Source organism: Thalassovita autumnalis (genome assembly GCF_001458255.1).
Taxonomy (GTDB): Bacteria; Pseudomonadota; Alphaproteobacteria; order Rhodobacterales; family Rhodobacteraceae; genus Thalassobius; species Thalassobius autumnalis.
Genome location: NZ_CYSB01000041.1, coordinates 137661 through 159482, shown reverse-complemented (window position 1 = coordinate 159482; position 21822 = coordinate 137661). Strand labels below are relative to the sequence as shown.

Below are 21822 nucleotides of genomic sequence, written 5' to 3'. Positions count from 1 at the left end.
ACATGAAGCCCTCAAGTAAGGGAATAGAACCGATGCCATTTGCCCCCGATGTGACAGAAATCATCGCCCGCGCCCGTGCCGATCTGCGGATGGGCGTGCCGGTTGTTCTGACCTCGGGGACGGGTGGGGCGCTGATGGTGTCGGTGGAAACGCTTGAGGCGCAGCGCCTCGCGGATCTGCGGGCGATGGGGGGGCAGCCGGTTCTGGCGATCACCGCACGTCGGGCCGAAACGTTGAAGGCGCGGGTTTATGATGGCGATCTGGCCCGCGTTCAGGTGCCTGATGGGGCGCCCTGCGATTGGCTGCAGGCCATCGCCGATCCGGCGGATGATCTGTCAAATCCTATGAAAGGCCCGCTACAGACGCTGCGCAACGGCCCGGCGGATCTGGCCCGTGTTGGCATCGCGCTGGTCAAATCGGCGCGTCTGCTGCCCGCGGCCTTGCTGTTGGATCTGGCAAACCCGGCAGGATTTGCCGCGGCCAATATGTTGACTGCAGTGCCGGCGGATCTGGCCGGCCCGATCCTCAGCGCCTCCCCGCAGCCGCACCCCGTGGTTTCGGCCCGCCTGCCGGTGGAGGCCAGCGAAGCCGGCCGCCTGCATATCTACCGCCCTGAGGACGGCGGAGAGGAACATTACGCCTTCGAAATCGGTGCCCCTGCGCGGGATGAACCGGTTCTGGCACGGTTGCATTCGGCCTGTTTCACCGGCGATGTCATGGGCTCGTTGAAATGTGACTGTGGCCCGCAGCTGCGCGGCGCGCTGGCCCAGATGGGCGGCGAAGGTGCGGGGGTGCTGCTCTACCTCAACCAGGAAGGCCGGGGCATCGGCCTGGCCAATAAAATGCGCGCCTATTCGCTGCAGGATCAGGGGTTTGACACGGTGGAAGCCAACCATCGTCTGGGCTTTGAGGATGATGAGCGGGACTTCAAATTGGGCGCCAAGATGCTACGCTCCATGGGGTTCTCCAAGGTGCGCCTCCTGACCAACAATCCGCGCAAGATCGCGATGATGGAAAAGAACGGCATCGAAGTGGTGGACCGTGTGCCCCTGAAGGTGGGGGAGAACCGTTACAACACCGATTATCTGGCCACCAAGGCGCGGAAATCGGGCCACCTGCTGTGACACCCTTCGATCTGGTCCTGACACCGCGTGGGGTGCGCTATCAGGGGCGCTATTACCCCTGTTCGATCGGCAAGGGTGGTCTGCGTCAGGACAAACGCGAAGGCGACGGCGCAACGCCGCGTGGTATCCATCACGTGGTTGGTATGCTTTACCGCGCCGACCGCATTGCTCGACCTGCCCCTTGGGCGGAACCAATTGGTCCTAATGACCTCTGGTCCGATGCCTGCGATGATCCGGCCTATAACCAAAAGGTCCGCGCGCCCTATGGTGCCAGCCACGAACAGCTGCGCCGCGCCGATCCGCTTTATGACGTGGTCTGGATCACGGATTGGAACTACCCGCAGGCCACCCCGGGCCGGGGGTCGGCGATTTTTCTGCATCAGTGGCGGCGACCGCATTACCCGACGGAGGGCTGCATCGCCTTTCGCCGCGATCATCTGTTGCAGCTGTCCCGCCGCATCCTGCCTGGAACCCGGCTGATTGTACCGCAGCGCTAAACCGCTTTCATCGTTCCGAAAATACTCTGGGGGAATTGGCCGTAGGCCAAGGGGGCAAGGCCCCTATTTGTCCACTGTTGCTGACACAGCCACACTTCCTCCAGCGCGCGCGCAAAGAAAAAGCCCCGCCAGTGGCGGGGCTTTATGCACTTAGAAACCTCGGGGCGATCAGCCCTCTTTGGCCGCCTTTTTGATCGGCGCCCACAGGCGTTTGTTGGTCAGGTACAAGAGCACCGACAGCAGCGCCAGGAACAGCACGGCGATAAAGCCGGTGTGCTGGCGGTCCATCATCTTGGGCTCTGCCGCCCACATCAGGAAGGCCGAAACGTCTTCTGCTTCGTGGTGAACGCTGTTGGAATGGCCATCGGCATACTCAACATCTTCACCGGCCAGCGGCGGCGCCATGGAGATCCAGCCACCCGGGAAGGCGGTGTTCTCATAGAAGGTGGTGCCGGCCTGCTCTTTTTCCTTGCCGGTGTAACCGGTCAGGATCGAGTAGATGTATTCCGCACCGCCCATGCCTTGTACGAACTGGTTGATGCCCGAACCGTAAGGACCGTGGAAACCGGCACGTGCCTTGGCCATCAGGCTAAGGTCAGGGGCAGTTTCCAGACCGGATTCGGGGAACTTGTCCGCCGGGGTCCGGGGACGATCATCGTCCAGATCTGCGTCGTAGATCGACATTTCAGCCGCGTAGGCGCGCACCTGATCTTCGGGCAGCTGTGGGCCACCGTGATCGGCCAGGGTGCGGATCGGCACGTATTTCAGACCGTGACAGGCCGAGCAGACCTCGGTGTAGACCTGCAGACCGCGCTGCAGCTGCATCTGGTCAAACTTGCCGAACGGACCTTCGAAGGAGAAGTCCACATCTTCGATGTGACCTGCCCCACCGGCGGCCATTGCGCCACCGGCTGCGAGGGTCAGGGCGGCAACTGCGGAGATCGCGAGTTTTTTAAGCATTATCCCGTTTCCTCTTACTTGGCGGCTTTTGCGGCCGATTTGGCCACTTTGGCTTTGAAATCTTCCTCGATCGTGGCCGGCGCGGCGGTCGGCTTTTCGATCACACCCAGCAGGGGCAGGATGACCAGGAAGTAGGCGAACCAGTAGGTCGAGCCGATCAGCGAGATGGTCGAGTACGGCGGCTCAGCAGGCATTGCACCGGCCCACATCAGGACAACGAAGTCCAGCAGCAGCAGGCGGTACCACCATTTGAACATCGGACGGTTCTGACCCGAACGCACGCGCGAGGTGTCCAGCCAAGGGGCCAGAGCCATCACGGCGATCGCGCCAAACATCGCAAGAACACCAAAGAACTTGGCGTCAACGATGCCGCCGGTGATCCAGCTGGCAAACATCACTACCCAAACGTCGCCGGTGAAGGCACGCAGGATCGCGTAGAACGGCAGGAAGTACCATTCCGGAACGATGTGCGCAGGCGTCGCCAGAGCGTTGGCTTCGATGTAGTTGTCGGGGTGACCCAGGTAGTTCGGCATGAAGCCAACAACCGCGAAGAAGATCAGCAGAACAACGGCCAGCGCGAACAGGTCTTTGATCACGAAGTAGGGCCAGAACGGCAGGGTGTCTTTTTCGGCTTCTTCTTTCGAACCGCGGCGCACTTCAACACCGGTCGGGTTGTTGTTGCCGGTGTGGTGGAACGCCCAGATGTGAACGATCACAAGGCCAGCAATCACAAACGGCAGCAGGTAGTGCAGCGAGAAGAAGCGGTTCAGGGTGGCGTTGTCCACCGCCGGGCCGCCCAGCAGCCAGGTCTGGATCGGCTCACCAATGAAGGGGATCGCGCCGAACAGGCCGGTGATCACGGTAGCACCCCAGAACGACATCTGACCCCAAGGCAGAACGTAGCCCATGAAGGCGGTGCCCATCATCATCAGGTAGATCAGCATGCCGATGATCCACGTGATTTCGCGGGGCGCCTTGTAGGAGCCATAGAACAGGCCGCGGAACATGTGGATGTAAACAGCAACGAAGAACAGCGAGGCGCCGTTCATGTGCAGGTAGCGGATCATATGACCGCCGTTCACGTCACGCATGATGTGCTCAACGCTGGCGAAGGCCAGGTCAACATGCGGGGTGTAGTGCATCACCAGAACGATACCGGTGACGATCTGCAGTGCCAGGCAGAAGGCCAGCACAATGCCCCAGATCCACCACCAGTTCAGGTTCTTCGGGGTGGGGATCATCAGGGTGTCATAGACCAGGCCAACGATCGGCAGGCGCGAATGGACCCATTTTTCGATACCGGTTTTCGGTTCGTAATGGTCGTGGGGAATTCCGGACATATTACGCTCCTTAACCCAGTTTAATTGTGGCTTCGTCTTCGAAGACGGCGATCGGGACGTCCATGTTCCGCGGCGCAGGTCCCTTACGGATACGGCCGGCGGTGTCATAGTGCGAACCGTGACAGGGGCAGAACCAACCGCCAAAGTCACCAGCGCCGTCACCGATCGGCACACAGCCGAGGTGAGTACAAACGCCGATCATGACCAGCCATTCGCCCGCTTCATCCAGCGAACGGTTTTCGTCGGCGGCGTCAGCATCGGGCTTGTTGGCGTTTTGGGCGCCTTTGTCGATGGTCAGCTCATCCACCGAAACGGCACGGCCGGCTTCGATTTCTTCAGCGGTACGGCGGCGGATGAAAACCGGTTTGCCCAGCCATTTCACGGTCAGCTGGGTGCCGGGCTCGATGCCCGAAATGTCGACGCGAATCGACGCCAGCGCGCGGACGTCCGCGGCGGGGTTCATCTGATTGACCAGCGGCCAGACTGCGGCACCTGTGGCTACGGCACCGGCACCTGCGGTGGCGTAGTACAGGAAGTCCCTGCGGGTGCCTTCGTGATCTTCTGCGTGGGACACGAGGTTCTCTCCATTTTACAGCCCATGACAGGCCTATACGGTTTTGGGCCGCGCATGACGCAGCCTTTCCGAGCCGGTATTTAGCGGGCGAATCCGTGTCCGTCCAGAAGACATTGCGGCGCAGGGGTTGCACAATGGTCACAGGTGCCTATGTGTCGCGGTTGTGAGGGCACCGTTCGCACCGTATCTTCACACCAGATTTACTCATGTCGAATGGATGATTCTCCCATGTCCGCCAAATTTCTTACCACCACTGCTGTGGCCGCGCTGATTGCCACGTCTGCTGCAACATCTGCTCTGGCTGAGATTGAGCTGGGCATCTACGGTGGCTACCAGACGTCGCCGCACAGCCGGATCGAAGGCACCCTGCCTAACACCGGGGATTACAGCGAACTGATCGGCTGGGAGGGCAAACCCTTTGCTGCCCCGCCCTATTACGGTCTTCGCGCCACCTACTGGCGTGAAAACAACAGCGGCTTTGCGCTGGAATGGACCCACGCCAAGGTTTACGGCGCCGACGATTCCGCCCTGTTTGACCGGTTGGAGTTCACCGATGGTCTGAACATCATCACCGTGAACTACGCTAAACGCTGGCCGGGCAAGTGGAACCAGTTCACCCCCTATGTCAGCGCAGGTGTCGGTATCGCGCTGCCGCATGTTGACGTGACCCCGGCCGATCCCGCGGATGGCGGCCGCACCTATGAGTACCAGCAGACCGGCCCCGCGGCGCGTCTGACCGCCGGTGCCTCCTACGCGCTGAACGACAATTGGAACCTGTTCAGCGAGTATCAGTTCACCTGGTCGCAAAACGATGCAGATCTGGAAGGCGGCGGCGACCTGTCGACCCGAATCATCACCAACTCGGTGAACTTCGGCATCAGCTACAGCTTCTGATCAGCCGCAGCGCTGACAAAATCAAAGGGCCCCGCGGGGCCCTTTTTTGTGTCTGCTGATCTGAGGTCTTAGCCCTCTGGGATGGTGTCTTTCATGCTGTCGCGTTCTGAGAAGACGGCGTACCAGTCATCCAGTGCATCGCAGCCCTTGCGCCAGTTCCGGCCGGAGTGGCGGAAATCAAGGTAGCCAAGGGCACAGGCCACAGCGATGTGCCCCATGTTCAACGGGCCGGCCAGATGCGCCATCCAGCGGTCATTTACCGCCTGAACGGCGCGCGCGACCTTGGTCCACTGCGCCTCTTCCCATTCTGGGTAAACGAACTGAGGTGGGCGAATGCGGTGTTCGTAGACCATCAGCACCGCTGCATCCATGATCGCATCGGCTGTGGCCTCCAGCGTCATCACCTCCCAGCGGCTGTTGTCTGGGTAAAGGCCGCCCCCGGCGCGGTCATTCAGATACTGGCAGATCACCCGGCTGTCGTAGATCGCCGGACCGTCGCTACGAATCAATGCCGGAATTTTGCCTGCCGGGTTGGCGGCGCTGACCTCTTCCGGGGTGGAAACTGGGGTGGTGGCCACGTTCAGCAGCTCAACATCATCGGCCTGACCGGTTTCAGCCAGAACCACCCGGACTTTGCGCACAAAAGGCGAGGCGGATGCGTAGACAAGTTTCATTTGATGTTCTCCTCACGTTGGGGCGCAGCCTAGCAGCTACGGGCCAACTGTCTATGATCTGGCGCAGGTCTGTCGCGGGACGGGTTAGTCCGGCACCGGCAGATCGCGCATCAAGGCAGCCAGGGCCTGGGCAGATGGATCCAGCGCGGCGGCCTGCACCCCGTCAGCGGCGGCCAGACGCGCCGCCTCTTCCTTGTTTTGGGACAGTTTCCAGGTGCCAGCGATCGTCTCAATCTGCAGCGCAGCGGGTACGATCATGCGCATCATCCGGTGCAGGGCGTCGGGATCCATTTTGGCCATTTTCCAGATTGGTTTCGGGGCAAGGTCTGCCTCAAACCGGTCTGACAGCTTTTCCAGAACCTGCCCAATCTCGTCCTGCGGCAGCAACTGTGCAGGGCCGTCCAGTTGAACGGCCACATAGTTCCAGGTGGGCACCTGATCTTGGATGCCATACCAATCCGGCGAAATGTAGCCATGCGGGCCGCGCACGGCCAGGCGCGCCTTGGCACCTGATTTCAGCAGCCGCGCAATCGGGTTTGACCGCACGAGGTGAAACAGAACCCTGTCGCCTTCAATCACAAATGGGATGTGTGACAGCAATGGCAGGCCATCCGGCCCGTTCACGGCCAACATGCCAAACCCCTGATCCGCCGCGAAGCTCAGGTTCTGCTGAGCCTCAGCCTTGTGAAAAATCGGATTGGGATGCATGGCGGGCCTCCGGCTGGCAAGGGGTTGCGCCATCCGTCCCGCGTTTGCGGTAACGAATCAAGCCGGGTGAAACGGAAAGGTGATTGGGGCATCTTCTGCCTGCCACTTCGCTAGCTTCGGCATGATCGAGTTAAAGCGTTGGGATTGCAGGAAACCTTCAAGCCAGCGGGACAGGTTTGGCCAGTCTTCGGCGTCAAATCTGGACTTATCAATGAAGGCAAACTGGCGTGTAAACGGCAGGATCGCCATATCGGCCAGCGTCGGATGATCCCCAAAAAGGAAAGGCTTTGCACCAATCTGATCGTTCAGCTGATGCAGAAAGACATGTGCCTTGGCGCGCTCCGCCTCAGGGTCCGCATCCGGGTAGCGGGTGGCGTATTTGGTGCGATCCAGCGCCTGTTTGAACGGTCCATCCGCCGTTTCAATCAGCGCATGGCCCGCGTCAGGCATATCCAGCCAGCCCGCAGGGTCATACTGTTCCAACGCCCAGATCATGATGTCGAGGCTTTCGTCGATCACCTTGTCCCCGACAACCAGACAGGGCACAGTGGCCGACGGGCTGGTGGCCAGAAACTCCGGCGCCTTGTCGCGCAGTAGAATTTCGCGCAGCTCCACCTCAATCCCTGCGGCGGCAACGCCCAAGCGGGCGCGCATGGCATATGGACAGCGGCGAAAGGAATAGAGGATTGGTGTCATACAGTCAGCTGATGCCCCTGAACACCTTTGATCGTCGCGGGCACGATGGAACCCTCCACCTGAGGCGTCTCAAAATGCACCTCGGTGAACTGTGCGGTGCGGCCCATATGTGGGTTTTCCATCAGCACCTGATGGGTCTGGCCCAGCTGCGCCTTGAGGTGACGCTGCACCTGCTGTTCACCAAGCGCGCGAAGACGTGCGGCCCGTTCCTTGATGATATTGCCGTTCACCTGGGTCGGGATCTTGGCCGCCGGGGTGCCTTCGCGTTTGGAATAGGGGAAGACATGCAGCCAGGTCAGATCACATTCCTCAACCAGCTTCAGCGAGTTTTCAAAATGTGCCTCGGTCTCGGTCGGGAAGCCCGCGATGATGTCCGCGCCGAAGGTCATATCCGGGCGCAGTTTGCGGGCCTCTTCGGCAAAGCGGATGGCGTCATCGCGCAGATGGCGGCGTTTCATCCGCTTGAGGATCATGTCGTCCCCGTGCTGCAATGATAGGTGCAGGTGCGGCATCAGGCGCGGTTCGGTCGCGATGGCCTGCATCAGATTTTCATCCACCTCAATCGAATCGATTGAACTGATCCGCAGGCGCGGCAGATCCGGCACCAGTTTGAGGATCCGCATCACCAGATCGCCCAGTTTCGGCTGCATCGGCTGATCGGCACCCCAGGAGGTCAGATCGACCCCGGTCAGCACCACCTCGTTATACCCTTTATCCACCAGACGTTTGATCTGATCGACCACCACGCCGGCCGGCACTGACCGCGAATTGCCGCGGCCGTAGGGGATGATGCAGAAGGTGCAGCGATGATCGCAGCCGTTTTGCACCTGCACATAGGCGCGCGACCGGGTGCCAAACCCGTCAATCAGGTGACCGGCGGTTTCAGTGACCGACATGATGTCATCTACCTGCACCTTCTCGGTCTCGCCGATGAAGTTCGGCCCCATGTTCTGCCAGGTTTCTGGCTGCATCTTTTCGGTGTTGCCGATGACCAGATCGACCTCATCCATATTGGCAAAGGTCTCAGGCTCAGTCTGTGCCGCACAGCCGGTCACAATCACCCGCGCGTTGGGGTTTTCCTTGCGCAGCTTGCGGATTTCCTGGCGGGATTTGCGCACAGCTTCAGCCGTGACCGCGCAGGTGTTCACCACAACGGCCCCTTCGACGCCCGCCTGTGCGGCGAGGTCCTTCATCGCCTCAGACTCATAGGCGTTGAGACGGCAGCCAAGGGTGGCGAAGACCGGCGGTTTCGTCATGACGCGGACTCCAGAAACTGGGGGGTCAGCGCGGCGGTAAAGACATGCATGGTGGCACCGGTCATCCAGACGCCATCGTCGCGCCAGTCAATCCAGATGGTGCCGCCGTCCAGCTCGATCTGCACCTTGCGCCCTGTCAGGCCCCGCCGGGCCGCCGCCACGGCTGTCGCGCAGGAGGACGAGCCAGAGGCCAAAGTCACCCCAACCCCACGTTCCCAGACCCGCATCCGCAGATGGTCCTTGCCGATGACGCTGGCGAACTGCACATTTGTGCGCTCAGGGTAAAGCGGGTGATGTTCTGTTGTGGCGCCGCGCGCCTCCAGTTCCACCGCCTCGGCGTCCTCTACAAAGAAGGTGCAATGTGGATTGCCCATGCCGGTCGCTGTTGGGGCACCGTCAATCGGCAGCTCCAACGTGTCCATTGCCCGTGCCAGCGGCACCTCATCCCAGCTCAGCTGAGGCTGGCCCATATTGACCGAGGTCAGCCCATCGCCCGCGTCACGGGCATAAAGGTCCCCACGATCCGTGGTCAGGTGCAGATCGGTTTTGCCGGTCTCATCCATGAGATGACGCGCAATGCAGCGGGTGGCATTGCCACAGGCCGCCGAGGTCGAGCCATCGGCGTTGTAAAACACCAGATGCGCATCGGCGTTGTCGCTTGCCTCAATCACCGCCAGCTGATCGTAGCCCACACCTTTGTGCCGGTCTGCAATCGCGATCACCAATGCCGCAGGCAGCGGCACGGCACGCGTGCGGGCATCCACGACCACAAAGTCGTTTCCCAGCCCATGCATTTTCATGAAAGGCAAAGCGGTTTGGCGGTTCTGTTCCATCGCGTCCCTATACGCGTGATTCCCCAATCAATCCAGATATGGTGCGGATTACAGACCTGCATAGCCCCCATGAGGCAAATGCAACCCAGGTTTCCCCGCTACAAATGCCCCGCCGGGCGGGTAAACGCGATGCAGAATAGGGGCCGAAAATCAGTCGCGAAAAAAGATTCAAATTTCTTGCCAAAAAATTCCCGAATCCGCTTGACCCCCCGCGCCAGTCTATCTAGAAGCGCCCCACACGAGAGAGTGGGCCGTTAGCTCAGTTGGTAGAGCAACTGACTTTTAATCAGTGGGTCGAAGGTTCGAATCCTTCACGGCTCACCACTTTCCTCAAAAACCCCGGCGAAAACGCTGGGATTTTGTGGTTCTAGGGGCTTCTCACGCTGGCACATTTCTGCGGCTAAGCCTTGGCGCGGCCCGTCATTTCTTCAACAGTGACGTCAGCAGGGCGCTGTTGCCATCGCCGCTGCAGCTGCGATTCCCGCATGGTGGCCCGTTGCCAGACAGGCGGTCAGTAGATAGCCGCCTGTCGGGGCTTCCCAATCCAGCATCTCACCGGCGGCAAAGACCCCCGGAACGTCGCGCAACATTAGCCTGTCGTCCAGAGCGTCCCGTGGAATGCCCCCGGCGGTTGAGATCGCTTCGTCCATCGGGCGCGGACCGATGAGCGGCACGGGCAGGTTTTTCACCAGCGGGGCCAGATCCACCGGCAGCGGACGCGCCACCTCCATCACCAGGGCCAGTTTGGCGGCATCCAGCCGCGCCCCTTTGCGCAGCCTGTTCTTTGCGCTTTGTTTCTTGCCCACAGCCGCCAGTTTCGATCGCAGCGCCGCCTCGCTGAGGTCTGGCGCCAGATCCAGGTACAGACCAGCCCCGTCGCGCAAGCGGCGCGATACGGCATAGATGCCTCCGCCCTCAATTCCGCGGGCGGACAGCACACATTCGGCGCGCACCTCTTGACCGCCTGCTTTCAGCACGATGTTTTTCAGTGGCTGGCCAAAGTGGGGCTGCATATGCGGGCTCCAGCTGACCTCAAACCCCATGTTCGCGGGTTGAAAGGGACGAGTGCCCGGCACCCAGTCGGCCCATGCCCCGTCAGAGCCCAGCCGCGCCCAGCTGGCGCCACCACAGGCCAGAACGGTCACGGCGGGCTGCAAGGTCTGGGCGCCCTCTGGGGTTTCAAAGTGAAAGCTGCGGGTTGCTTGATCCCAGCCGGTCCAGCGCCAGCGGGTGCGAACCTCCACCCCGTATTCTGCCAGTCGGGTCAGCCAAGCCCGCAACAGCGGGGAGGCTTTCATCACCTTGGGAAACACCCGACCAGAGGAGCCGGTGAAGACCGTCTGGCCCAGCTCCTCAGCCCAGGTTTTCACCTCTTCCGGGCCAAAGGCCTGCAGCATCGGGCGAAGCCAAGCTGCGGCCTCTTCGAAATGGGCCAGGAATGCCTCAAACGGTTCGTCCTTGGTGATGTTGAGGCCGGATTTCCCCGCCATCAGGAACTTGCGCGCGACCGATGGCTTGGCCTCGGCCACCACAACCTTGTGACCGGCACGGCCCAGCTCCTCGGCCGCCATCAGCCCGGCCGGGCCGGCCCCGATGACCAGCGCAAAGCTCACGACAGCGGCCCGCCTTTGATTTCCACCACGCGATGCGGATAGGGGATCTCAATCCCGGCGTCTTTCAGGGCGTTCCAGATGGCAAACAGCACCTTCGGGGTGTATTTGTTGCGGCCATCGTCAATGCTGTTCACCCAGAACTCCACCGCGAAATCAACGCCACTGTCGCCAAAGCCGCGCAGTTCACAATCGGGGCCATCCGGATCATCCAGCACGAAATCCAGCTTGGCCACGGCGGCCTCGATGATGTCGGGCACTTTGTTGATGTCCGTGTTATAGCTGACCGAAAACGGCGCTTCATAGCGGTTGGCGCTGCCCTGATCGGAATAGTTGACCACACGGGTGGTGATGAAATCCTCATTTGGCACCACGATCCAGCGGCCATCATAGGTTTCCAGAATCGCCGCGCGGGCCGTCATTTTGACAATTGTGCCCGCTTCGCCGCCATCGAGCTCCACATAGTCGCCAACCGTAGCCTGCCCTTCCAGGAGCAGGATCACGCCAGAGATGAAGTTCGACGCGATCTTTTGCAGGCCAAACCCCAGACCCACACCAATGGCACCGGTCAGCACCGCGAGTGAGGTCAGCGGGATCCCCATGATGTTGAGGAAGATCAGGAAGGCGACGCCGAAAATGCCGATTTCGGCGGCTTTCACAGCCAGTTGGCGGGTGGCGGGGCGCATGGCCTCTTGTTTGTGGATCAGGGTGGCGGATTGATCATTTGACCAGCGGCCCAGCCAGAAGATGATCCCGCCAATGATGACAAACCGCAATAGCGCCAGCAGCGAGAAGGAGAGGTTGCCCAGCGGCACCACAGCCCCGTCCAGCCAGGCGGTGGCAAAGTCCAAAAGCCCCAGCGCATAAAGCGCCGCAATGGGCAGCAGAACGTAGCGTCCCAACAGACCAAACAGCGGGTCCTTGATGATATCGCGCACCATGGCGCGCACTGCGATGAACAGGAACAGCCGTTTGCCAAAGGCGATCACAGCGCCGCTGTCAAACAGCGACCGCACCACACTTTCGCCGATCCCGGTAAAGACATAGGCCAGAAGCGGCAGCAGCAGCGGCAGGAACTGACGCAGGAACAGCCGCGCCTTGTCCAAGTAGCCGGTGCTTGTCTCGGGGCTCAGCCATTTTTTCAAGAAGGGTTGCAGCCGTTTGTTGGCAAACCGCGCCGCGAACCAGGCCACCAGCAGCAGTGCAAACTGTGACCATGCGGCCGGTGACAGCAACCACCCTTCGGCCAGGACCCAAAGCTGGACCAACAGATCATAAGCCTGCTGCACGATCTGCGGCTGTTCGGATATGTCAAAATTCATTGGCCACTCGCCCCCGGCGCCGTTTGAAATATATAGACCTCATGCCGTGCCTCTGCCTCAAGAACAAGCGGGAACAGTGTTGATGTGTTCCCCGTTGTCCGATGATCCCCCGATTTGTCCGCTTTGTGAGCGCCCGATTCCACCGGACGTCCCGCAAAGCCGCCACCATCTGCTGCCCAAACTAAAGGGCGGCAAAGGCGGGGCAACCGTGCTGCTGCACCACATCTGCCACAAGGAAATCCACGCCACCCTGAGCGAGGCTGAGATTGCCCGCAGCTACACCACGGTTGAGGCGCTGCGCAGCCACCCGCATTTGGCCAAGTTCTTTCGATGGGTCGCAAAACGCCCGCCCGGCTTCACCTCGCGCAGCACTGGAAATCGGCGCGGGCGCTGACCCGTTTCATCTTGCCCAAAATACTCAAATGCCCCGGTCTGCCCGTGCGGAGCGTCAGAATTTGCACTGCCGCAGCCGGGCCTGGATTGAGGCTGCGGTTTCTTCTTCCCGGGCCCGGTCGAGGATTTTCATCACCCGCATCCGCAGGTCGGCATGGGCTACGGCCAGTTGATCCGCCCCCGCATAGGCCCAGGCCCGCACCATGGCGCGGGGGCTGGCAAGGGTGGTGAACACCAAACCCTGCGCGGGTTTTCGCAGGTCACCCGCCAGGTCCAGACGGGGCAGGATCTGCAGCAGATGCAGCTGTGTCGGCCATCGGGTGGACCGTGTCGCCGCCTCCAATGCGCTGGAAAGATCGGGCAAGTCACTGACGGCGGCGCCTTTTTCCAAGGCGTGTTTCAACAGCCAGGTTGCCCCGTCTGACAGGTCATCCTCAGCCACATAGTCGACCAGAATATCCAAGTAGTCTTCGTCCGCCTGGGACAGGGTGTCATGGACCTCGGCAATATCGGCTTTGGATTTGCCATCCCAGGCCTCAATCGCCTCGGCAAGAGCGTCTTCAAACTCTAGCCCGTCCTCTTCCCAATTGCGCCAATCCTCGTCCACAGGTCACTGCCCGCCGGACGCGCCACTGCACATGGCTTTGATCGCACGGGCCACATCGGGGTCAGCGTTCAGCGTATCCTCGGCAATGTCGCGTGCTGCGGCCACGACGTCACCGTCAATGATCCGGTCGATCAGCCCGAATCGCAGGGCCTCTTCAGCCATGATTTTCTGCCCCCCCATCAGGATCAGCTTGGTGCGGGCCGGACCAATCAGGGCGGCCATACGCGCCGGGTCAGACGGCTGGGGCAGGTAGCCCAGCTTCATCACCGGATAGAAAAATTTCGCCGTCGGAACCGCCAGACGCAGATCACAGGCCAGCGCCATGCCGTTGGCACCCCCCGCCAAAGTGCCGTTGAGCGCCGCGATGGTCAGACCCGGCAGCGCTGCAATTGCGCCCGACAGTCGTTCCCATAGAGGCGAGGTGGCAAGGCCCGCCCGGGCCTCATCCAGATCCGCACCGGCGGAGAACACTTTGCCGGCCCCCGTCAGAATCAGCACCGGCACCTCATGCGCGCCCTCGGCAATCTCGCACAGCCGTTCCAGCATCGCGGAGGTGAGCGAGTTTGCCTTGTCAGGGCGGTTGATGGTGACGATCCGGCAGCCGTCCTGATCGATGACCTCAATCATACGAGGCCAACCGCCTTGCGCACATCTTCGTCGCGCAGGCTGACTTCCTGACCCAGCAGATCATCGCCAGCCGGACCGCACATCCACATCAGGCAGCGTGCGGGCCAATCGGCGGGAATGTGATCTTCCCAATTCAGCTGCGAGACGGCGTTGATGCCGCTGGCTTTGATGTCTTTCTGCATCTGGGTGGCCACGGTGCCCGGCGACAGGCCCATGATACGGATGCCTTTGCCGCGGTATTCCAGATCGGCGCAGCGGGTCAGCATCGCCGCCCCCGCCTTGGAGGTGCAGTAGGCGCTCCAGCCTTCCAGGGCGTTATGCGCCGCGCCTGAAGAGATGGTGATGATAGTGCCGCCACCGGCTTGGGCCATCACGGGCAGGGCCGCGTGCATGCCGTTGAACACCCCTTTGGCGTTGATATCGATCACCGCGCCCCAGCCTTCGGGGGTGACATCTGCCAGCGGTCCGATGGGTTCAATAACGCCAGCGTTGTTGATCAGGATGTCGAGGCTGCCGAATCTTGCGACGGTCTGGGCAATTGCGCCCTGCATGTCAGCGTAGCTGGCCACATCACCGGTCAGCGCCATGGCGCCGATCTCCTCGGCGATGGCGGCAATCCGGTCGCCGCTGCGGGCCATCATGACCACATTGGCACCCGCTTCGGCATATAGGCGGGAAGCCGCCTCGCCAATGCCGCGAGAGGCGCCCGTGATCAAAACGGTCTTGTTCTTGAATTCAGCCATCATTAACTCCCTTGTTGACCCCAAGTGGTAAACTGGTCAGGGCCGATGGTCCAGAGTCCCAGACCTTGACCAGACTCACTTTAAGGCAGAAGCTATTGGCAATTAATTATTTACAGAGAAAGGCCGATTTCATGAAACAACCACTCACTTTTTGCTCGCCGGTGATTGCCGCTTTGATGCTGGGCGCCCCCGTCGCCCACGCCGATGTAACCCCTCAGGAGGTCTGGCAAAGCTGGCTGTCGCAGATGGAGCCGTTCGGTTATGAGGTCAGCGCGACCGAGACCCAGATGGGCAATGATCTGGAGATCTCAGATCTGGTGATGAACATTGCCATTCCGGAAGAAGATGCGACCGTCGAAGTGTCGATGCCCGGCTTCACCTTTGTGGACAAAGGCGACGGCACCGTGGCGCTGGAAATGCCGGCGATCTACCCGATTGTGGCCAAATTCTCCGGTGACGGCGAAGAGGGTCAGGTCAACATCAACTACAACACCACCGGTCTGAGCATGGTTGCCTCGGGTGAGCCTGATGCGATTAACTACGCTTATTCCGCGGCTTCGGTTGAGATGTCGGTTGGTGAGATCATGGCGGAAGGCCAGACCATTAATCTGGGCGATATCAGCGTGACCATGGTGAATGCCAATGGCAACTCGCTGATTTCCGGCACTGATCTGATGAGCTCGGATCAGGAGTTCAGCGCTGATCAGCTGATCCTTAACGTAGACGTCAAGGACCCGACGGGCAGCGAAGAAGGCGCGATCATCAACGCCACGCTGAGCAATGTGACCTTTGACAGCCTGACGGCCTTCCCAATGGCGATGGACCCGGAAGACTTCGGCAAAGCCATGGCGCAGGGTCTGGCAATGGACTTTGGCCTGGCCCACAACGGGGCAGATATCGCTTTTGACATTAACGCAGATGGTGAGCGTGTATCCGGCACCCAGCAGGCGGCCAGCGGTGAATTTGGCTTGGCCTTTGACGCCGAAGGGTTCGCGCTGAACCAGCAGGCCTTTGATGCGGCCGTTAGCATGCAGGTGCCGGATCTGCCGTTCCCGGTGTCTTATGAACTGGGTGAAGCCAGCATGGAAATCAGCGTCCCGCTGGCCATGGCTGATGAAGAGCAGGACTTCAAACTGGCGGTGACGCTGGCTGATTTTGCTGTGCCTGACATGCTGTGGTCGGTCTTTGATCCGACCGCCCAACTGCCGCGCGACCCGGCCACCGTCAGCTTCGACGTGACCGGCACCGTGAAGATCTTGGCCGATCTGTTTGCGCCCGAAGCGATGATGATGGATGAGCCGGGTGAACTGCACTCGGTCTCGATCAACGACATCCACGTCAGCATGGTTGGTGCAGAACTGACCGGCGCCGGCGCCTTTACCTTCGACAACACAGACAAGGTCAGCTTTGACGGTATGCCGCGCCCCGAAGGTTCGGTTGAGCTGTCGCTGACCGGTGGCAACGCGCTGATGGACAAAGCGGTTGCGATGGGTCTTGCCTCGGAAGAGGACGTGATGGGCGCACGCATGATGATGGGCATGTTCACCGTGCCGGGTGAAGGCGAAGACAGCCTGAAATCCACCATTGAGGTGAACGCCGAAGGCCACGTGATGGCCAACGGCATGCGCCTGAAATAAGCGCTGCTTCGATAACTTTATGAAAAGGCCGGGGGAAACCCCGGCCTTTTTGCGTGCGACTCGCCTGTACTGTGGGCAGGCAGTCCGGGTCAAATCCCGCAGTCCCCCCAAGTTTTCCCGCGCAAAACTTGCACCTGATCCCGGCAAGGTCTACCTCAAGGGGGTGAGATAAAAAGAGGCTTCCATGACCCAATCCCTTGCCGAGCTGAGCCAAGCCCTGTTGAAAGCGGCCAAAGATGCGGGTGCCGATGCGGCGGATGCAATGGCGGTGGCGGGCACGTCGGTCAATATCGATGTGCGCAATGGGGTGCTGGAGCAGGCAGAACGGTCTGAGGGCACCGATATCGGTTTGCGGGTTTTTGTGGGGCAGCGGCAGGCCAATGTCTCGGCCTCAGACACCCGGCTGGAAACCATGGCGGCCATGGCGGAACGGGCTGTTGCAATGGCCAAAGAGGCGCCGGAGGATCCCCATATCGGGTTGGCGGATCCCGATCAGCTGGCCCGTGACTGGGATCTGGCCGCGCTGGAACTTTATGACGACACCGCCGAGCCTGCCCCCGCCGCCTTGGAGGAAGATGCCCGCCGCGCCGAAGCGGCTGCGCAGGCGGTTGACGGCGTTACTCAGGTGCAATCCAGTTCCGCCGCTTATGGCAGTCGTGAGGTCTATCTGGCCGCCAGCAACGGGTTTGCCGGCGGCTATCAGCGCAGCGACCGTGCGGTCAGCTGTGTGGCCATTTCTGGCACCGGCACCGGCATGGAACGCGATTATGACGGTGACATGCGGATTTTTCAGGGCGATCTGCGCAGCCCTGAGGACATCGGCGAAACCGCCGCAAAGCGCTGTGTGGAACGGGTGGGCGCGCGCAAACCGCAGACTGGCAGCTACCCAGTGCTGTTTGATGAGCGCATCTCCTCAACGCTGATCGGCCATTTGCTGGCCGCCGCCAACGGCAGCGCCATTGCCCGCGGCTCGTCCTGGTTGCTGGGCGCTGAGGGCACGCAGCTGCTGCCGAAAGGTCTGGATCTGCGGGAGGATCCGCATCGTCCGCGCACCTCGGGCTCGCGCCCGTTTGACGCCGAAGGGCTGCCGACCAAGCCGCGCAAGATCATTGACGACGGTGTGCTGACCGGTTGGACGCTGGATCTGGCAACAGCCCGCAAATTGGGGCTGCAATCCACTGGCAACGCAGTGCGCGGCACCTCGGCCCCACCGTCGCCAAGCCCGTGGAACATTGCCCTGACCCAAGGCGATGTCAGCCGGGATGATCTGCTGAAACAGATGGGCACGGGTCTGTTGGTCACCTCGATGATTGGTTCGACCATCAACCCCAATACCGGTGACTACTCTCGTGGGGCGTCGGGCTTCTGGGTGGAAAACGGTGAGATCCAGTATCCGGTGAATGAATGCACCATCGCTGGCAATCTGCGCGACATGCTGGGCCGGATCATCCCGGCCAATGATGCGCGGCTGCATCTCAGCCGGGTTGTGCCATCGCTTCTGGTAGAGGGGCTGACCCTTGCCGGCGACTGATCTTGACCTGTTGATCCACGCCGCCCGACTGGCGGGGGAAACAGCCCTGAAATACAGCGGACCACAGGCGAAATCCTGGGACAAGCCGGGCGATCTGGGCCCGGTGACTGAGGCGGACCTGGCTGTAAATGATGTGCTGCACCGCGAACTTCTGGGTGCCCGGCCTGACTATGGCTGGCTGTCCGAGGAAAGCGAGGATGGCAGAACCCGCTTGGATCAGGAAAAACTGTTTATCGTCGATCCCATCGACGGCACCCGCAGCTTCATCGAAGGCTCAAACGCCTGGGCGCATTCGATCGCGGTGGCCCAAGGGGGCGAGGTCACCGCGGCCGTTGTGTTGCTGCCGGCCAAGGATCGCCTTTATGCTGCGGCCAAAGGGCAGGGCACCACACTGAACGGCACGCAGGTTGGCGTCACGGCACGTGAAGGGGTCAGCGGTGCCTCGGTTCTGTCGGCGCGGCCGAACTATGCGCCGGAACATTGGATTGATGGCGTTGTACCGGATGTGAAGCGGGTCTACCGCCCGTCACTGGCCTATCGGCTGAGCCTTGTGGCGCAGGGTCGGTTTGACGCCATGCTGACGCTGCGCGACAGCTGGGAATGGGACATTGCAGCGGGCGCGCTGATCCTGACCGAAGCGGGCGCCAAGGTGACGGACATGCATGGCGCACCTTTGCGGTTCAACAACGCCCATCCCCAGGTCAAAGGGGTGGTGGCCGCTGGCCCCGCATTGCACGCGGATCTGTCAAAACGGTTGGTCAGCACGCAGCAAACGGGTTGAGGGGGAACACAATATGGCAATTGGGTACAAACAGCTTTTGGCGGAAGCCGATGCCGAGGTTTCCTCGCTTACTATCGAAGAGGCCGCGGCGCGGCTTGAGGATCCCGGTCTGGTCTTCGTCGATATCCGCGACCCGCGCGAATTGGAACGGGATGGCCTGATCCCCGGCGCCAAACATGCCCCCCGTGGCATGCTGGAGTTCTGGATCGATCCCGAAAGCCCCTACCATAAGGATTGGTTTGCCTCAGATCAGACCTTTCTGTTCTACTGTGCCTCGGGGTGGCGTTCGCTGCTGGCGGCGCAGATTGCCCAACGTATGGGGCTGAAGGTGGCCTCCCTGCGTGGGGGCTTTGGCGACTGGCGTCGTGCGGACCTGCCGCAGGCACAGCGGGAGCCGCGTTAAACCCCGCCTAATCAGACCTTTAGGCATCTTGGTGCCAGGCAACGCCCCGGTGGCTTGCAGCCCTAACCCACAGGGCCTAAATTGCGCCTGACCTTTTCAGGAGATCTCCTCATGACCCAACGCCTGCACCTTGTTTTCGGTGGTGAACTTGTCGATCCGTCCAAGAACGTGTTCAAGGACGTCGACAACATTCACATCGTCGGCATGTTCCCCAACTACCAGAGCGCTTATGACGCCTGGAAGGCGGAAGCCCAGAAAACCGTCGATAACGCGCATATGCGTTACTACATCGCGCATATTCACCGCCTGCGTGACGAAGAGCGTGAAATCTCGGCGACCGAAGAACTCGGCTAAGATCGGTAAGTCATGGCGCGATCCCTCAGTCTTGCGGCCTATATGGCCCTGGCCCGGCGCGGATCGCGTGAGGCGCCGACGTTTGACAATCCCCGCCCCGAGGGCGAGCTGATCTGGGCCCATGCGCCCACATTGGAAAAAGCCGCGGCGCTGATGCAGCTGTTTACCCTGCTCGAAGCGCAGCGCCCCGGCGTCCATCTGTTGCTGACCACACCGCCCGGGCTGCCCCGGCCGGATCATGTGAAGGGCAATATGCACTGGCAGGTGATCCCCGAAGACACCGTGCCGGACCTCACCCGGTTTTTTGATCATTGGCGGCCTGATCTGGGGCTTTGGTCCAGTGGTGATCTGCGTCCCGCGGCGATTGAGATGGCAGCCCGGCGGGATCTGGTGATGTTCCTGCTGGATGCCGAAGCGGACGCTTTGGAGGATGTGCGGTTCCGCTGGCTGCCGGATATGAGCCGGTCAGTGCTGCACCGATTTTCGCGGATTGTCGCGGTGGATCAGGCGGCGGCCCAACGGCTGGGCCGGATCGGAATTTCGCGCGCCAACCTTCAGGTTTCCGGCGCGATGCAAGAAGGCGGCGCGGCCCTGCCCTGCGAAGAGGCCACCCGCGAAGATTTGGCAAAATGCCTGGGCAACCGCCCTGTCTGGTTGGCCGCCATGGCGCAGTTTGATGAGTTGGGCATGATCAGCCAGGCCCATAAGGCGGCGTTGCGCCTGTCACACCGGCAATTGCTGATCCTTGTGCCTGACGATGAAACCCAAGGCTCTCAAATGGCGGAGAAGCTGCGCGGCTGGGGCTGGCAAGTGGCCCGCTGGTCCGAAGGGCAAGCGCCTGAAGAGGACACGCAGGTTCTGCTGGCCGATACGCGTGGGGAAATGGGTCTTTGGTACCGATTGGCGCCTGTCACCTTCATGGGCAGCTCCCTGGTGCCGGGGTTTGGCGGGCGTGACCCTTATGAGCCGGCGGCGCTGGGCTCGGCCATTCTTTATGGTCCCAATGTGGGGCGCTACCTCAATGCCTACAGCCGCTTTGTCAGCGCGGGGGCGGCGCGGATCGTGAAGGATGCCGACAGCCTTGCCTCGGCGCTGAACACGCTCTCGGCGGCTGATCAGGTGGCCGCGATGGCCCATGCGGGCTGGGAGGTCAGTTCGCTTGGCGCGGAGGTGACGGATGAGGTGATCGAGATGATCCAAGACACCTTGGATCTGGGGGGGACGGTCTGATGCAGCCACCCCGTTTCTGGTATCGCCCGCCTGAGGCCCCGGGAATGCGGGCCCGCCTGTTGGCACCGCTCGGGGCGCTGTATGCTCATCTGACAGCCAAACGACTGGCCAAGACACAGGGCTATCGCCCGCCGGTGCCGGTGATCTGTGTGGGCAATTTGAACGCGGGTGGCACCGGCAAGACGCCGACCGCGATTGCGCTGCTGATGATGCTGATGGGCAGCGGTGTGCGCCCCATTGTGGTGTCACGTGGCTATGGCGGCCAGCTTGAAGGTCCGGTTCAGGTCAATCCGCTGGACCACAGCGCCGAAGATGTCGGTGATGAACCCTTGCTGTTGGCGGCATTTGCCACGGTGGTGGTGGCCAAAGATCGTGCCGCCGGGGCGCGTCTGGCGGTGGAACTGGGGGCCGGTGTGATCATCATGGATGATGGTTTCCAGAACCCGGACCTGCAAAAGGATCTGTCGATCATCGTGGTCGATGCGAATAAAGGTTTTGGCAATGGCCGGTGCCTGCCGGCGGGGCCCTTGCGGGAACCGGTGGCGGCGGGGTTGCGCCGCGGCGATCTGCTGCTGTCAATCGGCGACGATGCGGCGCAGGCCACGTTTGCGGCCCAATGGGGCGATGAGATCAAGCGATATGACCTGCCCCATATCACCGCCGCGCTGGAGCCGCTGCAGATGGGGATCGAGTTTGACGGCATGCGGGTTCTGGCCTTTGCCGGGATCGGCCACCCTGAGAAGTTTTTCCGCACGCTGCGCGGTCTGGGCGCTGATCTGGTGCGGGCGGAGGCGTTGGATGACCATCAGGCGCTGACACCCGGTTTGCTGACCCGGTTGGAAAAAGAGGCGGCGCTGCGGGGATTGCAGATGGTCACCACCGAAAAGGATGCGGTGCGACTGCCTGAAAGCTTCCGGATGAAAGTGGTGACCGTGCCGGTGCGGCTGCGGGTGCATCAAGAGGATCAGCTGAAAGCCGCGTTGGATCAGGTGATCGCAGGGGCGCCCGGTAAGGGCTAAGCGCTATTA

At 61.3% G+C, this 21822-nt stretch carries 24 protein-coding genes and 1 tRNA gene; 12 read left to right on the top strand and 13 right to left on the bottom strand.

All coding sequences use genetic code 11. The features are described from left to right. The first annotated feature begins 32 nt into the window (after positions 1–32). Together ribA and TL5118_RS19260 are read left to right on the top strand one after the other, a co-directional pair. Positions 33–1124 (top strand): GTP cyclohydrolase II, encoded by a 1092-nt coding sequence (gene ribA / locus TL5118_RS19265; RefSeq protein ID WP_058243638.1) that lies wholly within the window; start codon positions 33–35, stop codon positions 1122–1124. After that, positions 1121–1621: a L,D-transpeptidase family protein gene (locus TL5118_RS19260; RefSeq protein ID WP_179945284.1), complete on the top strand. Its 501-nt coding sequence runs from the start codon at positions 1121–1123 to the stop codon at positions 1619–1621. Before ribA ends, TL5118_RS19260 begins: the two co-directional genes overlap by 4 nt. A 168-nt stretch (positions 1622–1789) precedes the next feature. On the opposite strand, the gene TL5118_RS19255 is transcribed toward TL5118_RS19260, so the two are convergent. Genes TL5118_RS19255 through petA form a run of 3 tightly spaced genes read right to left on the bottom strand, consistent with a single transcriptional unit; the run spans position 1790 to position 4495 of the window. Next, positions 1790–2581, bottom strand: coding sequence for a cytochrome c1 (locus TL5118_RS19255; RefSeq protein ID WP_058244470.1), 792 nt, complete (start codon positions 2579–2581; stop codon positions 1790–1792). 14 nt (positions 2582–2595) lie between these two features. Continuing rightward, positions 2596–3921, bottom strand: a complete 1326-nt coding sequence (petB, locus tag TL5118_RS19250) for a cytochrome b (RefSeq protein ID WP_058244469.1) — start codon at positions 3919–3921, stop codon at positions 2596–2598. 10 nt (positions 3922–3931) lie between these two features. After that, positions 3932–4495, bottom strand: coding sequence for a ubiquinol-cytochrome c reductase iron-sulfur subunit (gene petA, locus TL5118_RS19245; protein ID WP_058244468.1), 564 nt, complete (start codon positions 4493–4495; stop codon positions 3932–3934). 228 nt (positions 4496–4723) lie between these two features. Here petA and TL5118_RS19240 point away from each other — a divergent pair, with 228 nt between their 5' ends. Beyond that, positions 4724–5389 carry an outer membrane protein gene (locus TL5118_RS19240; protein ID WP_058244467.1) on the top strand — a complete coding sequence of 222 codons (666 nt, stop codon included), beginning with the start codon at positions 4724–4726 and terminating at the stop codon, positions 5387–5389. A gap of 68 nt (positions 5390–5457) precedes the next feature. On the opposite strand, the gene TL5118_RS19235 is transcribed toward TL5118_RS19240, so the two are convergent. From TL5118_RS19235 to dapF, 5 genes are all read right to left on the bottom strand, one after another. Continuing rightward, positions 5458–6063 carry a glutathione S-transferase gene (locus tag TL5118_RS19235; protein ID WP_058244466.1) on the bottom strand — a complete coding sequence of 202 codons (606 nt, stop codon included), beginning with the start codon at positions 6061–6063 and terminating at the stop codon, positions 5458–5460. A gap of 84 nt (positions 6064–6147) precedes the next feature. Beyond that, complete coding sequence (locus TL5118_RS19230; RefSeq protein ID WP_058244465.1) at positions 6148–6771, bottom strand: FMN-binding negative transcriptional regulator; 624 nt, start codon at positions 6769–6771, stop codon at positions 6148–6150. Positions 6772–6828: 57 nt separating this feature from the next. Beyond that, the gene (locus TL5118_RS19225) at positions 6829–7467 is read right to left on the bottom strand and encodes a glutathione S-transferase (protein WP_058244464.1); all 639 of its coding nucleotides are present in this window, start codon (positions 7465–7467) and stop codon (positions 6829–6831) included. Further along, a complete protein-coding gene (gene mtaB, locus TL5118_RS19220; protein ID WP_058244463.1) occupies positions 7464–8723 on the bottom strand; it encodes a tRNA (N(6)-L-threonylcarbamoyladenosine(37)-C(2))-methylthiotransferase MtaB in 1260 nt (419 codons plus the stop codon). The genes TL5118_RS19225 and mtaB overlap by 4 nt, the downstream gene beginning before the upstream one ends. Next, positions 8720–9556, bottom strand: coding sequence for a diaminopimelate epimerase (dapF, locus tag TL5118_RS19215; protein WP_058244462.1), 837 nt, complete (start codon positions 9554–9556; stop codon positions 8720–8722). Before dapF ends, mtaB begins: the two co-directional genes overlap by 4 nt. Before the next feature lie 248 nt (positions 9557–9804). Here dapF and TL5118_RS19210 point away from each other — a divergent pair. Continuing rightward, positions 9805–9880, top strand: a tRNA-Lys gene (locus tag TL5118_RS19210). Between the two features lie 116 nt (positions 9881–9996). Here the strand turns inward: TL5118_RS19210 and TL5118_RS19205 are convergent. After that, positions 9997–11169: a TIGR03862 family flavoprotein gene (locus TL5118_RS19205; RefSeq protein WP_058244461.1), complete on the bottom strand. Its 1173-nt coding sequence runs from the start codon at positions 11167–11169 to the stop codon at positions 9997–9999. Next, a complete protein-coding gene (locus TL5118_RS19200) occupies positions 11166–12488 on the bottom strand; it encodes a mechanosensitive ion channel family protein (RefSeq protein ID WP_058244460.1) in 1323 nt (440 codons plus the stop codon). The genes TL5118_RS19205 and TL5118_RS19200 overlap by 4 nt, the downstream gene beginning before the upstream one ends. Positions 12489–12582: 94 nt before the next feature. On the opposite strand from TL5118_RS19200, the gene TL5118_RS19195 reads away from it, so the two are divergent. Then, a complete protein-coding gene (locus tag TL5118_RS19195) occupies positions 12583–12882 on the top strand; it encodes a hypothetical protein (RefSeq protein ID WP_058244474.1) in 300 nt (99 codons plus the stop codon). A 54-nt stretch (positions 12883–12936) separates the two neighbouring features. Here TL5118_RS19195 and TL5118_RS19190 read toward each other — a convergent pair whose 3' ends face one another. The 3 genes from TL5118_RS19190 to TL5118_RS19180 are packed head-to-tail and all read right to left on the bottom strand — an operon-like array spanning position 12937 to position 14858. Next, complete coding sequence (locus TL5118_RS19190; RefSeq protein ID WP_058244459.1) at positions 12937–13488, bottom strand: hypothetical protein; 552 nt, start codon at positions 13486–13488, stop codon at positions 12937–12939. Between the two features lie 3 nt (positions 13489–13491). Continuing rightward, positions 13492–14115, bottom strand: a complete 624-nt coding sequence (locus TL5118_RS19185; RefSeq protein WP_058244458.1) for an enoyl-CoA hydratase/isomerase family protein — start codon at positions 14113–14115, stop codon at positions 13492–13494. Then, a complete protein-coding gene (locus TL5118_RS19180) occupies positions 14112–14858 on the bottom strand; it encodes an SDR family oxidoreductase (protein WP_058244473.1) in 747 nt (248 codons plus the stop codon). Before TL5118_RS19180 ends, TL5118_RS19185 begins: the two co-directional genes overlap by 4 nt. A 131-nt stretch (positions 14859–14989) precedes the next feature. Here TL5118_RS19180 and TL5118_RS19175 point away from each other — a divergent pair, with 131 nt between their 5' ends. From TL5118_RS19175 to lpxK, 7 genes are all read left to right on the top strand, one after another. Further along, positions 14990–16495 carry a DUF2125 domain-containing protein gene (locus TL5118_RS19175; protein ID WP_058244457.1) on the top strand — a complete coding sequence of 502 codons (1506 nt, stop codon included), beginning with the start codon at positions 14990–14992 and terminating at the stop codon, positions 16493–16495. Positions 16496–16679: 184 nt separating this feature from the next. Next, entirely contained in the window at positions 16680–18026 is a 1347-nt protein-coding gene (locus TL5118_RS19170; RefSeq protein WP_058244456.1) for a TldD/PmbA family protein, read from the top strand. Continuing rightward, positions 18013–18807, top strand: coding sequence for an inositol monophosphatase family protein (locus TL5118_RS19165; RefSeq protein WP_058244455.1), 795 nt, complete (start codon positions 18013–18015; stop codon positions 18805–18807). Before TL5118_RS19170 ends, TL5118_RS19165 begins: the two co-directional genes overlap by 14 nt. Before the next feature lie 13 nt (positions 18808–18820). Further along, the gene (locus TL5118_RS19160; protein ID WP_058244454.1) at positions 18821–19210 is read left to right on the top strand and encodes a rhodanese-like domain-containing protein; all 390 of its coding nucleotides are present in this window, start codon (positions 18821–18823) and stop codon (positions 19208–19210) included. 111 nt (positions 19211–19321) lie between these two features. Then, on the top strand, positions 19322–19564 hold the full coding sequence (locus TL5118_RS19155) for a DUF4170 domain-containing protein (RefSeq protein WP_058244453.1): 243 nt from the start codon (positions 19322–19324) through the stop codon (positions 19562–19564). A gap of 12 nt (positions 19565–19576) precedes the next feature. After that, entirely contained in the window at positions 19577–20794 is a 1218-nt protein-coding gene (locus TL5118_RS19150; protein WP_058244452.1) for a 3-deoxy-D-manno-octulosonic acid transferase, read from the top strand. After that, positions 20794–21813, top strand: a complete 1020-nt coding sequence (gene lpxK / locus TL5118_RS19145; protein WP_058244451.1) for a tetraacyldisaccharide 4'-kinase — start codon at positions 20794–20796, stop codon at positions 21811–21813. The genes TL5118_RS19150 and lpxK overlap by 1 nt, the downstream gene beginning before the upstream one ends. Positions 21814–21822 lie beyond the last annotated feature (9 nt).